Origin of the sequence: Mycobacterium genavense ATCC 51234, assembly GCF_000526915.1 — a bacterium.
Lineage (GTDB): Bacteria > Actinomycetota > Actinomycetes > Mycobacteriales > Mycobacteriaceae > Mycobacterium > Mycobacterium genavense.
In genome coordinates this window covers 38,013-52,593 of the sequence record NZ_JAGZ01000016.1, presented here as the reverse complement: position 1 = coordinate 52,593, position 14,581 = coordinate 38,013, and the positions used below count along the sequence as shown (strand labels likewise).

Below are 14,581 nucleotides of genomic sequence, written 5' to 3'. Positions count from 1 at the left end.
GGACCAGAAATTCGCCGAGCGTGTCGCGGCGAACTAGGCCAGACTGACGGCCGTCCTCAAGCCGCGCTACGACTTCATCGTGTGCGGTTCGGGTTCCTTGGGTTCGTTCGTCGCGGGCAGACTGGCCGAGCACGCGGGCGTCGACGTGCTGCTGGTCGAGGCTGGCGGCACCGACAACGTCGCCGAGGTCGTCGCCCCGGGTCAATGGACCGCCAACCTGGGGTCCGAACGCGACTGGGGATTCCACGGCGAGCCGAACCCCCACCTCAACAACCGCTCCATCACCTACTCGATGGGCAAGGTGCCCGGCGGCAGCTCGAGTATCAACGTGATGGCTTGGATCCGTGGCCACCGCGACGACTGGAACCATTTCGCCGCCGAAGCGGGCGATCCGGTGTGGAACTACGAATCCGTCCTCGACATCTATCGAGGCATCGAAGACTGGCATGGTGCCCCGGATCCGGTGTACCGGGGAAGCGGCGGACCGGTTTTCGTGCAACCGGCACCCGACCCCAACCCGCTCGCCCTGGCGACATTGGATGCGGCGTCGGGCACCGGCACAAAGGTGTACCCGTCCGCCAATGGGGGGCTGATGGAGGCTACCGCGGGCGCGGCTCTGGGTGATGTCCGTATTCGAAACGGCCAACGCCAGTCCGTCTTTCGCTCATATACCTTCCCGCTGATGGACCGCCCCAACCTCACTTTCCTCACCCGTGCGGTCGTGCAGCGGGTCGTCATCGAGGGCGGCAAGGCGGTCGGCGTCGAACTTCGTCATCACGGGACGACTCGCCGCATCGATGCCAAGGCCGAAGTCGTTCTGTCGCTGGGTGCGCCCAACACGGCCAAGGTGCTGATGCTCTCCGGTGTGGGTGACCAAGACGAGCTGAGCCGCGTCGGGCTTCCGGTGCTCCAACACCTGCCCGGCGTGGCGCAACCTTCAAGACCACGTCGCCTTCGATTGCATCTGGGAGTACCGCGAGCCCCAACCACCGCGCAACAATGCCGCCGAGGTCGTCGTGCTCGGCGAGACCACGTCCGGGCTCACCCACCCGGACGTCTTCGCCTGGCAGGTGGAGGTGCCCTATGCGACCGAAGAGACGGCGGCCCGGATCGGCCTTCCCGACGCCGGATAAACCTTTCATGCCGCGATCACCCATCCGAAAAGCCGGGGCCGGGTACGGCTGGGCGGCCCCGACCCGACGGACCCGCTGCGCATCGAGGACAACACCTTGGCCGATCCCGACGATGTGCGCAAAGCCATGGCGTGCGTGCGGTGGTGCCGGAAAATCGCCAACAGCGCGCCGCTGCGGCCGTATGTCAAACGCGAGGTCATGCCCGGAAGCCGGTGCGCAGTGGCAGTGGAGGAGTTCGTTCGGGACGCGGCAACGACGTTTTTCCATCAGGTTGGCACCGCCAAAATGGGCCGCGACGCGATGTCCGTGGTCGATGGTGACCTCAAGGTTTACGGAATCGAGAATCTCCGGGTGGCCGACGGCTCGATCATGCCGCGGATCACCGCCACCAACACCATGGCGCCGTGCGTGATCATCGGGGAACGCGCCGCACGAATCCTCCGGCAAACGCACCGGCTCTAGCCCCGGGAAGGCAAATAACGGATGGCAGCCGCCTCAACGGTCACCCGATTTTGCCGCCCGATCAGCCAGCGCACCCGGCAAGCCCCGGCTTCTGGTTTAACCACCAGGTCGAAACGGCTATCCCAGCGGCCATGAGTAACCGCGAGGGGTTCGCGGAGTCAATGCCCTTTCCGCCGCTCCGGCGTATCCGTCGAATTCCGGCCCGCCTGGGTCTTCGGTGCCGCGCTGGCGCGCCGAAGCCGACCCGACGGCAGCCACCGTGCCCGAACCGCGCCGGACACCGGTTAGGCCGGTCGGGCCGGCCACGCCCAACCGGCTGGCGCGGGCCCGGCGGGCCGCCTCGCCGCACCGGCGGGAACTGACAGTGGGCGGGACCGCCCTCGACGGCCTGGACTCCCGGTAGCCGGCGGAACCGAGCAGGTTCGGCTGGCGGGAGGTGATTCACCGGGTGACCGGGATCGACCTCGGCCCGGGCAAAGACGCCGAGTACGAACGGAGTCTGCGGGAGCGCACCGCGGCCGTCGTCGGCGGTGCGTTTCCGATCGCGGTGCTCAACTTCAAAGGCGGCGTCGGCAAGACCGCCATGGTCGCCGCAACCCGCTGAGCCTGGCCGACCTGCTCGCCCGCGATTCGGTGACGCAGTACGCCCAGGTACGGGCGCACACTCACATGAACAGCTTCGGCCTGGAAGTGCTCGGGTTGCCCGACTACGGCCGCACCGACTGGCGGCTGGAGCGCCAGGACATCGCCAAGGCATTTTCGATTCTGCGGAAACACTATTCGGTGGTGCTGGTGGATTGTGTCAGGGCGATCAACTCTCATGTGATGGACGCCGTGCTGCCCGAGGCGTGAGCCCTGGTGGTGGTCAGCGGTACCTCGATTGATGCGGTGCGCAAGACCAGGACGACGCTGGAGTGGTTGTCCAACAACGGATATCACCGCTTGATGGGGTCGACGGTGCTTGCCATGAACTGCACCGAGCCGGCCAAGCTGGACGGCGTGGTCACCAAGGAATTCGAGTCCCTGTCGGCTCGCATCGCCGCCACGGTCGTGCTGCCCTTCCATCGGCACGTGCACGAGGGCAAGGAGCTCGGGCTGGACCGGTTGAGCCGGGAAAGCCGGCGTACCTATTTGCAAATGGCCGCCGCGTTGGGCGACATCGTCGCCGGCCGGCCGGTGGGAGAGGATCGGCCGATGCGGCCCGGGCGGGAATCCCGCCCGTCCTGAGCCCGGGCGGTGGTGCCGTCGACGGCCGAGCCGCCATTAGGATTGCCTCATGACTGTTACTTCCGGAGCGGCCGAGCTGCTGGATTACGACGAGGTCATCGCACGTTTCGATCCCGTCCTCGGGTTGGAAGTACACGTCGAACTGTCCACCGCGACCAAGATGTTCTGCGGCTGCTCCACCACATTCGGCGCCGAGCCCAACACCCAGGTGTGTCCGGTGTGCCTGGGGCTGCCCGGATCGCTGCCCGTGCTCAACCGGAAGGCGGTGGAGTCGGCGATCCGCATCGGGCTGGCGCTGAATTGCGAGATCGTGCCGTGGTGCCGCTTTGCCCGGAAGAACTACTTCTATCCGGACATGCCGAAGAACTACCAGATCTCGCAGTACGACGAGCCGATCGCCATCAACGGCTATCTGGACGCGCCACTGGACGACGGCACCACCTGGCGGGTCGAGATCGAACGCGCCCACATGGAAGAGGACACCGGCAAGCTCACTCACCTGGGCAGCGAGACGGGACGCATCCACGGCGCGACGACGTCGCTGATCGACTACAACCGCGCCGGCGTGCCCCTGATCGAAATTGTCACCAAGCCCATCGAGGGAGCCGGGGCCCGCGCACCCCAGATCGCCCGGGCTTGCGTGACGGCGTTGCGAGATCTGTTGCGCGCGTTGGAGGTATCCGACGTCCGGATGGACCAGGGCTCGATGCGTTGTGATGCCAATGTCTCGCTGAAGCCGACCGGAGCGGCCGAGTTCGGCACCCGGACCGAGACCAAGAACGTCAATTCGCTCAAAAGCGTCGAGGTCGCGGTGCGCTACGAAATGCAGCGGCAGGCCGCCGTTCTGGTTGCCGGCGGCTCAATCATCCAGGAAACCAGGCACTTTCACGAGGCCGGCGGCTACACCAGCGCGGGCCGCGCCAAGGAGACAGCACAAGACTACCGCTATTTCCCCGAGCCGGACCTGGAGCCCGTCGCGCCCAGCCGCGAACTCGTCGAGCGATTGGGCCAGACCATCCCCGAGCTTCCCTGGTTGAGCCGCAAGCGGATTCAGCAAGAGTGGGGTGTTTCCGACGAGGTGATGCGCGACCTCGTCAACGCCGGTGCGGTCGAATTGGTCACCGCCACCATCAAGCACGGCGCCTCCAGCAAGGAGGCACGCTCGTGGTGGGGAAACTTCTTGGTGCAGAAGGCAAACGAGGCGGGCATCGAATTGGACCAGCTGGCCATTACTCCCGCCCAGGTCGCCGCGGTGATCGCACTGGTCGACGAGGGCAAGCTGTCCAACAAGCTGGCCCGCCAGGTCGTCGAAGGTGTGCTAGCCGGAGAGGGCGAACCCGAACAGGTGATGACCGACCGTGGCCTGGCGCTGGTACGGGACGACTCGGTCACCCAGGCCGCCGTCGACGAGGCCTTGGCCGCCAATCCCGATGTGGCCGAAAAGATTCGCGGCGGCAAAGTGCAGGCGGCCGGTGCGATCGTGGGCGCGGTGATGAAGGCCACCCGCGGTCAGGCCGACGCGGCCCGGGTGCGCGAGCTGGTGCTGGCCGCCTGCGGGCAGGCCTGACGCTCGGGCCCGGTTACCGCGGGCGTAACCGCACGCCGGAAAACCGGCCCCAAAACCAGCGTGCGGCTACGCTCGCGCTGAAGGTACTCAGGCCTTGTCGTCGTTGTTGCGCGGGAAGCCACCGCCCTGCGGGAACAGCGGAAACACCACGTCGTCAAGCTTTTCGGCGTCACCGGCGGTCTTGTTGATGGTGGCACCCCAGACGTTTCCGTCGGGTGACATTCGCAGCGCCCAGGCGTGGGCGTGCGTGTCCTTGCGGACGACGTCGGGTTCACCGGTGACCGCACCCGATTTCGCCTCGAGCCGCACCGCCACCGTCGATTTGGTGTTGACCAAGTTGACCATCACCGTGCCGTCCATTGCCGCGCAGCTGGCCACGCCCGGCTTGTCCGGCCACGTCCACACCGTGGAGACTTCCGAGGCTTTCGTGATGCGCTGCAATCGGTCCGCGGTCGGGGTGCGGTCGGCGACGTACAGCGAGCCGTCGACCGGGTCGACGCACAATCCGCCGCCCGAGCCGACACCCGACAGTGCGGTCGTCGGCGGCGTCTGACCGATGGTGGTCGGCTGCTCGATGCGCAGCACCTTGCCGGCCAACGATTTCGGATCCGCGGCCATCGCCGGGTTACCCGCATCACCGGTCAGCACCAGCAGCGTGGTCGGGCTGGTGAACAGCAGCGCACCGGTGTTCCCGCCGGCGCCCTTGGGAATCCCGGTCAGGATGTCCTTGGGGATATCGCCGTCGGCGATGCGGATGACCCGGTTATCGGTCGGCGTGCTGATGTAGGCGTACATCAGGCGGTCTTGGGAGTAGGTCGGCGACAGCACGATATCCATCAGGCCGCCGTCCCCGGACCCGTCGACCGGGATGACCAGCTTGACCTTCGGCTCGGCGCTGACCGAGATCTCCTTGACCGCGCCGGTGGTGCGCTCGGCCACCAGTGCGGTTTTGCTGTCCGGCCCCATAATCAGGCCGCTGGTGCTCTCCAGGCACCCCTGCATCACCCCGGGGGCGGGGCAGGCTTTGGGAAAGGGGGTGGGCGGCAACGGCGGCGGCGGGGGCGGCGTCGAGCTGGGCTGTGGCTTGAGTTCGGGGGCGGTGGTAAAGGGCGCGGAGGCGGCGTCGTTGAACCGCGCGCAGCCGGTCGCCACCAGCAGCGCCGCGCACAGCGCAGCGAGCCCGCAGCGAACCGGCCACCCCAAACGCATGATCGACAGGCTACGGACAGGGCGGGCAGGCGCGCCACACCCGTGCCGTCGCGGCGTCGGGACAAACCTCGGCGGCGGGGCCCATTTATTACGTTTCTGCGGCGCCGGGAAGCCCATTTCGGGTAAATCCGGGCCCATTTAGTGGTCTAGGCGCCGATTGCACGGCGAAAGCGCCGCTCAAATCCCCAATTCGCGACTAAATGCCCTTACCCTGACACCCGTGACCGGTCAATCGAATGACGCGTCTTGGCAGCGGCCCGGCGAAAATCCGGAGCCGGCCCCGGGACGCCCCGCTGCAGCGCGCTTGGTCGACCCCGAAGATGACCTGACCCCGGTCGGGTATCCGGGCGACTTCGGAACCACCACCGTCATCCCCTACCAAGACCCGAATCAGGTCGTCAGCCCCGTCGGGCCGTCCTACAACGTTCTCGATCAGCAGGAACCGCTGCCCTATGTGCAGCCGCAGCCGGCGCCGCGGCATTTGGCGGCCGAACCGGCCGAGATCGACCCGAGCGAAGATTACGAACGGCAGTACGCGATCGGTCGGCGCGGCACCCAGAATCTCGGTTTGCTGGTGTTGCGGGTCGGGCTCGGGATGGTGCTCGGCGCGCACGGGTTGCAGAAGCTGTTCGGCTGGTGGGGTGGTCAGGGCCTGACCGGCTTCAAGAACTCGCTGTCCGATGTCGGCTACCAGCATGCCGACATCCTGTCCTATGTGAGTGTGGGCGGGGAGATCGTCTCCGGCGTGCTGCTGGTCCTGGGGTTGTTCACCCCGGTGGCCGCGGCCGGGGCCCTTGCGTTCCTGATCAACGGCTTGCTGGCCAGCGTGTCGGCCCAACCGCACACGTTCGCGTTTTTCCTGCCGCAGGGCCACGAATACCAGATCACGCTGATCGTCATGGCCGTCGCGGTCGTCCTGTCCGGGCCCGGCCGCTACGGCCTGGACGCCAACAGGGGATGGGCACACCGGCCTTTCATCGGGTCGTTTGTGGCCCTGCTCGCCGGCATCGCCGCCGGTGTCGCCGTGTGGGTGCTGCTCAACGGCGTCAACCCGATCGCCTGAATCGGCCGTTTAGGCGCTCATCGGTAGGGATTGGGCACTCGACCGGAACTCGCGGCCGTCAGCTGCGGAAGCGTCGCGAAAGTGACCGCGGGCAAGCGCAGTTCCGTTCCGTTCTTGAGCGCGGCGCGCGCCCACGAACCCCGGTGGAAGCGCAGCCCATCGATGTCATCCCAGCCAACCGTCCGGCTGCCGAGCAGGTTGCGCACCGTCACACCGTGGTCGTCGGCGACCGTGCGCAACCGGATGATCAATGCGGACAACAGCACCGGGATTCCCAGCAGTGGGGTCGATAACGGCCAGGCGAGCACCGGGATCAGCAATCCGAGGGTCAAAAATCCGACGGCGAGGTGCGCCATCGGTGAGATCTTGATGACTGTGGGCGCGGGTGTCGGGGAAGCGGGACCGGAAGCCACCCCAGCATCATTTCACCCCGGGGTGCGTGGCCACGATTGGTGCCCGCCGCACCGGATTTGACGGTTGAGCAGTGCGAAGGCTACCGTCGGAGGCTATGGAGACCACCGGAAAGCCCGGGATGCTCGTAGTAATTAGTCCGCGCGTTGGTGCGTGACTAGTTCCTTCAGCATGTGAAGCGATCCGGCACCAACGCGCAACCCTCGATCAGCGGGAGCTGACGGGGGTTTTTCTTGCGTATGAACCAAACTTCCACAGCCAAATCAGGACTAAGAGGACAATCACCAGAGTGAGCGCACCCACCAGGTCACAGACACCCAAGTCGCACAACGGCGACAACTGGGCGCCGGGCGCCGCGGAAGACGCCGCAAAAGTTCCGGCCAATCAAGCCAAACATGTTGCACCGCAACAACTTACCGGTGCTCAGTCGGTAATCCGGTCGCTCGAGGAACTCGACGTGGAGGTCATCTTCGGGATCCCGGGCGGTGCCGTGCTGCCGGTCTACGACCCGCTGTTCGACTCGAAAAAGCTGCGGCACGTGCTGGTTCGGCACGAGCAGGGCGCCGGTCACGCGGCAAGCGGCTACGCGCACGCCACCGGCAAAGTAGGCGTCATGATGGCCACGTCGGGCCCGGGTGCCACCAATCTGGTGACCCCCCTGGCGGATGCGCAGATGGACTCGATCCCCGTCGTCGCCGTCACCGGGCAGGTGGGGCGGTCGCTGATCGGGACCGACGCCTTCCAGGAAGCCGACATCTCGGGCATCACAATGCCGATCACCAAGCACAACTTCCTGGTCCGCTCCGGTGACGAGATCCCGCGGGTGCTGGCCGAGGCCTTCCACATCGCCGCCTCGGGCCGTCCCGGCGCGGTGCTGGTCGACATCCCCAAGGACGTGCTGCAGGGCCAGTGCACCTTCAGCTGGCCGCCGAATATGGATCTGCCGGGCTACAAGCCGAACATCAAGCCGCACAGCCGGCAGGTCCGCGAGGCCGCCAAGCTGATCGCGCGGGCGCACAAACCGGTGCTGTATGTCGGCGGCGGCGTCATCCGTGGCGAGGCGACCGAGCAACTGCGGGATTTGGCTGAGCTGACCGGGATCCCGGTGGTCACCACGCTGATGGCCCGGGGCGCGTTCCCCGACAGCCACCGGCAGAACCTGGGCATGCCGGGCATGCACGGCACCGTCGCCGCGGTGGCGGCGTTGCAACGCAGCGACCTGCTGATCGCGCTGGGCACCCGTTTCGACGACCGGGTGACCGGAAAGCTCGATTCCTTTGCGCCCGAGGCGAAGGTCATCCACGCCGACATCGACCCGGCCGAGATCGGCAAGAACCGGGCCGGCGATGTGCCGATCGTCGGCGACGTCAAGGCCGTGATTACCGACCTGATCGCGATGCTGCGCCAGTACGAAACCCCGGGCAAGATCGACATGACCGCCTGGTGGGCCTACCTGGACGAGGTGCAGTCCACCTATCCGCTGAGCTACGGCCCGCAAAGTGACGGCAGCCTGAGCCCGGAGTACGTGATCGAGCAGCTCGGCAAGATCGCCGGGCCCGAGGCGGTCTACGTCGCCGGCGTCGGTCAGCACCAGATGTGGGCGGCCCAGTTCATCTCGTACGAGAACCCGCGGACCTGGCTCAACTCCGGCGGGCTGGGCACCATGGGGTTCGCGATCCCGGCGGCCATGGGCGCCAAGGTCGCTCGCCCCGAGGCCGAGGTCTGGGCGATCGACGGCGACGGCTGCTTCCAGATGACCAACCAGGAGTTGGCCACCTGCGCGATCGAGGGCATACCGATCAAGGTCGCGCTGATCAACAACGGCAACCTGGGCATGGTGCGGCAGTGGCAGAGCCTGTTCTACGAGGAGCGCTACTCGCAGACCGACCTGGCCACGCACTCCCACCGCATTCCGGACTTCGTGAAGCTGGCCGAGGCGTTGGGTTGTGTCGGAATACGTTGTGAGCGTGAGGAAGACGTGATCGAGGCGATCAAGGCGGCGCGCGCGATCAACGATCGCCCCGTCGTGATCGACTTCATCGTCGGCGCCGATGCGCAGGTGTGGCCGATGGTGGCCGCCGGGACGAGCAACGACGAGATTCAGCACGCCCGCGGAATTCGGCCGCTGTTCGACGACGAAACCGAGGGGCACGCGTGATGCAGCCGAGGACGCACACCCTGTCGGTGTTGGTCGAGGACAAACCGGGTGTGCTGGCGCGCGTGGCGGCGCTGTTCTCGCGGCGCGGTTTCAACATCGAGTCGCTTGCCGTGGGCGCCACCGAGCAGAAGGACATGTCGCGGATGACGATCGTGGTGTCCTGCGAGGAAACTCCGCTCGAGCAGGTCACCAAACAGCTCAACAAGCTGATCAACGTCATCAAGATCGTCGAGCAGGACGAGCAAAACTCGGTGTCCCGCGAGTTGGCGTTGATCAAGGTGCGGGCCGATTCCGCCACCCGCAGCCAGGTAATCGAAGCGGCAAACCTGTTCCGCGCCAAGGTAGTCGACGTGTCACTGGATTCGCTGACCGTCGAGGCGACCGGTACCCGCGGCAAGCTCGAAGCGCTGCTGCGAGTGCTGGAACCGTTCGGTATCCGCGAGATTGTCCAATCGGGAGTGGTATCGCTGTCCCGCGGGCCGCGTGGAATCGGCACCGCCAAATAAGCGATACATATTCGGCAAAGTCCAACGAGAAAGAGAGAGATTCACCGTGCCAGAGGCATTAGAGATGTTCTACGACGACGACGCCGACCTGTCGATCATCCAGGGTCGCAAGGTCGCCGTGATCGGATACGGCAGTCAAGGGCACGCACATTCGCTAAGCCTGCGCGACTCCGGGGTGCGGGTGAAGGTGGGCCTGAAGGAGGGCTCGAAGTCGCGGCCCAAGGTCTCCGAGCAGGGCCTGGACGTCGACACCCCGGCCGAGGTCGCCAAGTGGGCCGACGTCATCATGCTGCTGGCACCCGACACCGCGCAGGCCGACATTTTCAAGAACGACATCGAACCCAACCTCAACGACGGCGGCGCACTGTTCTTCGGGCACGGCCTCAACATCCACTTCGACCTGATCAAGCCGCCCGGCGACGTCACGGTCGCGATGGTCGCCCCGAAGGGCCCCGGGCATCTGGTGCGTCGGCAGTTCGTCGACGGCAAGGGCGTGCCTTGCCTGATCGCGATCGACCAGGACCCAACCGGCAAGGGTCAGGCGCTGGCGCTGTCCTACGCCAAGGCCATCGGCGGCACCCGGGCCGGCGTCATCAAGACCACCTTCAAGGACGAGACCGAGACGGATCTGTTCGGCGAGCAGGCCGTGTTGTGCGGTGGCACAGAAGAATTGGTGAAGACCGGTTTCGACGTGATGGTCGAGGCGGGATACCCGCCGGAGATGGCGTACTTCGAAGTGCTGCACGAGCTCAAGCTGATCGTCGACCTGATGTACGAGGGTGGCATCGCCCGGATGAACTACTCGGTGTCCGACACCGCGGAGTTCGGCGGCTACCTGTCGGGCCCGCGGGTCATCGACGCCGGCACCAAGGAGCGGATGCGAGAGATCCTGCGCGACATCCAGAGTGCCGAGTTCACCAAGAAACTGGTCGCCAACGTCGAGGGCGGCAACAAGCAGCTCGAGCAGTTGCGCAAGGAGAACGCCGAACACCCCATCGAGGTCACCGGCAAGAAGCTGCGCGACCTGATGAGCTGGGTGGACCGCCCGATCACCGAGACGGCATAACGCTTTTCGCTTTCGCCCGCCGCTTTCGTCGCCCGTCGCCTTCGTAGCCCGGCCGCTTTCGTCACCCGTCGCCGCGGTCGCGACACTTAAAGCATGGCGACCGTTTACGGCGTGTCGTGTGCGTGGCTTCAGTGTCGCGGCGGCGCTATGACGTCAGGCGGTCGGCGACCGTCACCACCCGGCGCGCCAGGTGCTCCAGGGCGTTGCCGGTGACGTCGCCGATGTCTTCGATGTTGTCGTGCGTGGTGACCAGGCTGGTGCCGTACGGGTTGCCGTCGACGAACTTGGACGGATCGGTATACTTCGGCAGCACCAGAATGCCGCCGAAGTGCATCAGCGTGAGGTAAAGCGCGACGGCGTGGTCTCCTGGCCGCCGTGCGCGGTGTTCGACGACCTGAAGCCCGCGTACACCTTGTCGGCCAGCTTGCCGTCGGCCCACAGCCCGCCGAGCGAGTCCAGGAAGGTGCGCAACTGGGCCGCCGGTGAACCGAACCGGGTGGGCGAGCCGAAGATCACCGCGTCGGCCCACACGATGTCGTCACCGATGGCCGCGGGCAGATCCTTGGTGGCGTTGTAGTTCGCCGTCCAGGCCGGATTCTGCGCGAACGACTGCGGATCGCGGGTCTCGGCGACGGGACGTACCCGGGCCTCGGCGCCGGCCGCCTCGGCCGCCGCGGCGACGCGCTTGGCCATCGTGGTGCCGTGGCCGGTGGCTGAGTAGTAGATGATCGCGAGTTTGGTCACGCGATCAGCTTGGTCGGCTGGCGGGCAATTTGTCGACGCCGATTTCGCCGGGTTGCGTGGTCGCCGAGCCTGGGCGTCATCGAGCGCGAAGTCGACCCCGGCGACAACGGGTCAAATCGGCGGCCGTGCAATGCGTTAGCGCAGCGGTGCCGTCCCGACCCGTCGTCACCTCGCCGCCGCGCGGGCAGGTCGAACTCCGCGAAGAACGCCGCCGCTGTGCGGGTGTTCGACTTCGGAAACGTCAGTGTCGCGAGCGGGGCGGGGTCGCGCTTACGGCGGCGGCGGGCCTGACGACCTCCACTTTGAGTCAGCGGTGGGCGCATTTCGCGGCCGCCGACGACGGTGACGTTCATCGCCCAATTGCGGCGGACAGGCTGGCCTATAACCTGGTCGGGTGAACTTGCCTGTTGTGTTAATCGCCGATAAACTCGCTCAGTCAACTGTCGCCGCCCTGGGCGACCAGGTCGAGGTGCGCTGGGTAGACGGTCCGGACCGGGAGAAGCTGCTGGCAGCGGTGCCAGAGGCCGACGCGCTGCTGGTGCGGTCCGCGACCACCGTCGACGCCGAGGTATTGGCAGCCGCCCCCAAACTCAAGATCGTCGCCCGCGCCGGGGTCGGACTGGACAACGTCGACGTCGACGCCGCCACCGAACGCGGCGTCCTGGTGGTCAACGCCCCGACGTCGAACATCCACAGCGCCGCCGAGCACGCGATCGCGCTGCTGCTGGCCGCGTCGCGCCAGATCGCGGCGGCCGACGCCACGCTGCGTGAACACACCTGGAAACGGTCGTCGTTCTCGGGCACCGAACTGTTCGGCAAGACCGTCGGCATCGTGGGCCTGGGCCGTATCGGCCAGCTGGTCGCGGCGCGCATCGCGGCGTTCGGCACCCACGTCATCGCCTACGACCCCTACGTCGCACCGGCGCGCGCCGCCCAGCTCGGCATCGAACTGCTGCCCCTGGATGAACTGCTGACCCGCGCCGACTTCATCTCGGTGCACCTGCCGAAGACGGCGGAGACCGCGGGCCTGATCGACAAGGAAGCGCTGGCCAAGACCAAGCCGGGCGTCATCATCGTCAACGCCGCCCGCGGCGGCCTGGTGGACGAGGCCGCGCTGGCCGAAGCGATCACCAGCGGCCACGTCCGTGCGGCCGGGCTCGACGTGTTCTCCACCGAGCCCTGCACCGACAGCCCGCTTTTCGAGTTGCCGCAGGTGGTGGTGACGCCGCACCTGGGCGCGTCCACCGCCGAGGCGCAGGACCGGGCCGGCACCGACGTCGCCGAGAGCGTGCGGCTGGCGCTGGCCGGGGAGTTCGTGCCCGACGCGGTCAACGCCGGCGGCGGGGTGGTCAACGAGGAGGTGGCGCCCTGGCTGGACCTGGCGCGCAAACTCGGCGTGCTCGCGGCCGCACTGTCCGACGGTCTGCCCGCATCGTTGTCGGTGCAGGTGCGCGGCGAGTTGGCCTCCGAAGACGTTGAGGTGCTGAAGCTTTCGGCCCTGCGCGGCCTGTTCTCGGCGATCATCGAAGACCCGGTCACCTTCGTCAACGCGCCGGCGCTGGCGGCCGAACGCGGTGTGACCGCCGAAATCAGCACGGCCACCGAGAGCCCCAACCACCGTAGCGTTCTGGACGTGCGCGCGGTGGCCCACGACGGCTCCAGCGTCAACGTCGCGGGCACGCTGTCGGGTCCGCAGTTGGTGGAGAAGGTCGTTCAGATCAACGGGCGCAACTTCGACCTGCGCGCTCAGGGCACGAACCTGGTGATCAACTACGCCGATGCGCCCGGCGCGCTGGGTAAGATCGGCACCATACTGGGCGAGGCCGGAGTGAACATCCAAGCCGCGCAACTCTCCGAGGACGCCGAGGGTCCGAGCGCGACGATCCTGCTGCGACTCGACCAGGACGTGCCCGGCGACGTACGGTCGGCGATCTCACAGGCTGTCGGTGCGAACAAGCTGGAAGTTGTTGACCTGTCATGAAATTGGCGATCATCGGCGGCGACGGCATCGGACCGGAGGTAGTCGCCGAGGCGGTCAAGATCCTCGATGCGGTCAAGCCGGGCGTGGAGAAGACCGAATACGATTTGGGCGCACAGCGTTTCCACGCCACCGGCGAGCTGCTGCCGGAGTCGGCGCTGGCCGAGCTGCGCGAGCATGACGCGATCCTGCTCGGCGCAATCGGCGACCCGTCGGTGCCCAGCGGCGTGTTGGAGCGGGGGCTGTTGCTGCGCTTGCGCTTTGAGCTCGACCACCACGTCAACTTGCGGCCGGCCAAGCTGTACAAGGGTGTGAGCAGCCCGCTGGCGGGAAATCCCGAGATCGATTTCGTGGTGGTGCGCGAAGGGACCGAAGGCCCCTACACCGGCAACGGTGGCGCGATCCGGGTCGGAACTGTCCACGAGGTGGCCACCGAGGTCAGCGTCAACACCGCGTTCGGGGTGCGGCGTGTGGTCAAGGACGCGTTCGAGCGGGCCCAGCGGCGCCGTAAGCATCTGACGTTGGTGCACAAGAACAACGTGCTGACTTTCGCCGGCAAACTGTGGTCGCGCGTGTTCGCCGAGGTCGGTGCCGACTATCCCGACGTGGAGGTGGCGTACCAACACGTCGACGCCGCCACCATCTTCCTGGTCACCGACCCCGGGCGATTCGACGTGATTGTCACCGACAACCTGTTCGGCGACATCATCACCGACCTGGCCGCCGCGGTGTCCGGCGGAATCGGCTTGGCCGCCAGTGGAAACATCGACGCCACCCGGACGAACCCGTCGATGTTCGAGCCCGTGCACGGCAGCGCGCCCGACATCGCCGGCAAGGGCATCGCCGATCCGACCGCGGCCGTCGTCTCGGTGGGTCTGCTGCTGGCCCACCTCGGTGAGACCGAGGCCGCCAGCCGGGTGGAGCGGGCGGTCGAGTCGTATCTGGCATCGCGCGGCGACGAACGGCTTTCCACCACCGAAGTCGGCGAACGGATCGCAGCCGGGCTCTAGCTTTCCAGACCAGCGGTGAGAAACGCCGCAGCGCCCGGCTGCTGCCG

14 protein-coding genes and 2 pseudogenes are annotated in these 14,581 nt (G+C 66.8%); 12 read left to right on the top strand and 4 right to left on the bottom strand.

Going from position 1 to position 14,581, the window contains the following annotated elements; genetic code table 11:
* The first annotated feature begins 43 nt into the window (after positions 1 to 43).
* From T428_RS30470 to gatB, 6 genes and pseudogenes are all read left to right on the top strand, one after another.
* Positions 44 to 1,595, top strand: a pseudogene (locus tag T428_RS30470) (GMC family oxidoreductase).
* Positions 1,596 to 1,812: 217 nt separating this feature from the next.
* A complete protein-coding gene (locus tag T428_RS35130; RefSeq protein ID WP_245605052.1) occupies positions 1,813 to 1,998 on the top strand; it encodes a hypothetical protein in 186 nt (61 codons plus the stop codon).
* A 45-nt stretch (positions 1,999 to 2,043) separates the two neighbouring features.
* Positions 2,044 to 2,199 (top strand): hypothetical protein, encoded by a 156-nt coding sequence (locus T428_RS35125; protein ID WP_245605051.1) that lies wholly within the window; start codon positions 2,044 to 2,046, stop codon positions 2,197 to 2,199.
* A gap of 29 nt (positions 2,200 to 2,228) precedes the next feature.
* Positions 2,229 to 2,447 (top strand): hypothetical protein, encoded by a 219-nt coding sequence (locus T428_RS35120; protein WP_245605050.1) that lies wholly within the window; start codon positions 2,229 to 2,231, stop codon positions 2,445 to 2,447.
* Between the two features lie 6 nt (positions 2,448 to 2,453).
* Entirely contained in the window at positions 2,454 to 2,822 is a 369-nt protein-coding gene (locus tag T428_RS35115; protein WP_245605049.1) for a hypothetical protein, read from the top strand.
* A gap of 49 nt (positions 2,823 to 2,871) precedes the next feature.
* Positions 2,872 to 4,389: an Asp-tRNA(Asn)/Glu-tRNA(Gln) amidotransferase subunit GatB gene (gene gatB / locus T428_RS0123085; RefSeq protein ID WP_025738314.1), complete on the top strand. Its 1,518-nt coding sequence runs from the start codon at positions 2,872 to 2,874 to the stop codon at positions 4,387 to 4,389.
* Positions 4,390 to 4,476: 87 nt separating this feature from the next.
* Here gatB and T428_RS0123080 read toward each other — a convergent pair whose 3' ends face one another.
* On the bottom strand, positions 4,477 to 5,598 hold the full coding sequence (locus tag T428_RS0123080; protein ID WP_025738313.1) for a PQQ-dependent sugar dehydrogenase: 1,122 nt from the start codon (positions 5,596 to 5,598) through the stop codon (positions 4,477 to 4,479).
* 220 nt (positions 5,599 to 5,818) lie between these two features.
* Here T428_RS0123080 and T428_RS0123075 point away from each other — a divergent pair, with 220 nt between their 5' ends.
* Positions 5,819 to 6,661: a DoxX family protein gene (locus T428_RS0123075; protein ID WP_025738312.1), complete on the top strand. Its 843-nt coding sequence runs from the start codon at positions 5,819 to 5,821 to the stop codon at positions 6,659 to 6,661.
* A 17-nt stretch (positions 6,662 to 6,678) separates the two neighbouring features.
* On the opposite strand, the gene T428_RS0123070 is transcribed toward T428_RS0123075, so the two are convergent.
* The gene (locus tag T428_RS0123070) at positions 6,679 to 7,017 is read right to left on the bottom strand and encodes a PH domain-containing protein (protein ID WP_025738311.1); all 339 of its coding nucleotides are present in this window, start codon (positions 7,015 to 7,017) and stop codon (positions 6,679 to 6,681) included.
* 344 nt (positions 7,018 to 7,361) lie between these two features.
* Between T428_RS0123070 and T428_RS0123065 the strand changes: the two genes are divergently transcribed.
* From T428_RS0123065 to ilvC, 3 genes are all read left to right on the top strand, one after another.
* Positions 7,362 to 9,230, top strand: coding sequence for an acetolactate synthase large subunit (locus T428_RS0123065; protein ID WP_025738310.1), 1,869 nt, complete (start codon positions 7,362 to 7,364; stop codon positions 9,228 to 9,230).
* Positions 9,230 to 9,736, top strand: coding sequence for an acetolactate synthase small subunit (gene ilvN / locus T428_RS0123060; protein ID WP_025738309.1), 507 nt, complete (start codon positions 9,230 to 9,232; stop codon positions 9,734 to 9,736). The genes T428_RS0123065 and ilvN overlap by 1 nt, the downstream gene beginning before the upstream one ends.
* Positions 9,737 to 9,800: 64 nt before the next feature.
* The gene (ilvC, locus tag T428_RS0123055) at positions 9,801 to 10,802 is read left to right on the top strand and encodes a ketol-acid reductoisomerase (protein WP_025738308.1); all 1,002 of its coding nucleotides are present in this window, start codon (positions 9,801 to 9,803) and stop codon (positions 10,800 to 10,802) included.
* A 145-nt stretch (positions 10,803 to 10,947) separates the two neighbouring features.
* Here the strand turns inward: ilvC and wrbA are convergent.
* A pseudogene (gene wrbA, locus T428_RS30460) lies at positions 10,948 to 11,546 on the bottom strand (NAD(P)H:quinone oxidoreductase).
* Positions 11,543 to 11,899, bottom strand: a complete 357-nt coding sequence (locus T428_RS0123045; RefSeq protein ID WP_025738307.1) for a hypothetical protein — start codon at positions 11,897 to 11,899, stop codon at positions 11,543 to 11,545. Before T428_RS0123045 ends, wrbA begins: the two are co-directional and overlap by 4 nt.
* Positions 11,900 to 11,940: 41 nt before the next feature.
* Here T428_RS0123045 and serA point away from each other — a divergent pair, with 41 nt between their 5' ends.
* Both serA and T428_RS0123035 read left to right on the top strand, forming a co-directional pair.
* Positions 11,941 to 13,527 (top strand): phosphoglycerate dehydrogenase, encoded by a 1,587-nt coding sequence (gene serA, locus T428_RS0123040; protein WP_025738306.1) that lies wholly within the window; start codon positions 11,941 to 11,943, stop codon positions 13,525 to 13,527.
* Entirely contained in the window at positions 13,524 to 14,534 is a 1,011-nt protein-coding gene (locus T428_RS0123035; RefSeq protein ID WP_025738305.1) for a 3-isopropylmalate dehydrogenase, read from the top strand. Before serA ends, T428_RS0123035 begins: the two co-directional genes overlap by 4 nt.
* Positions 14,535 to 14,581 lie beyond the last annotated feature (47 nt).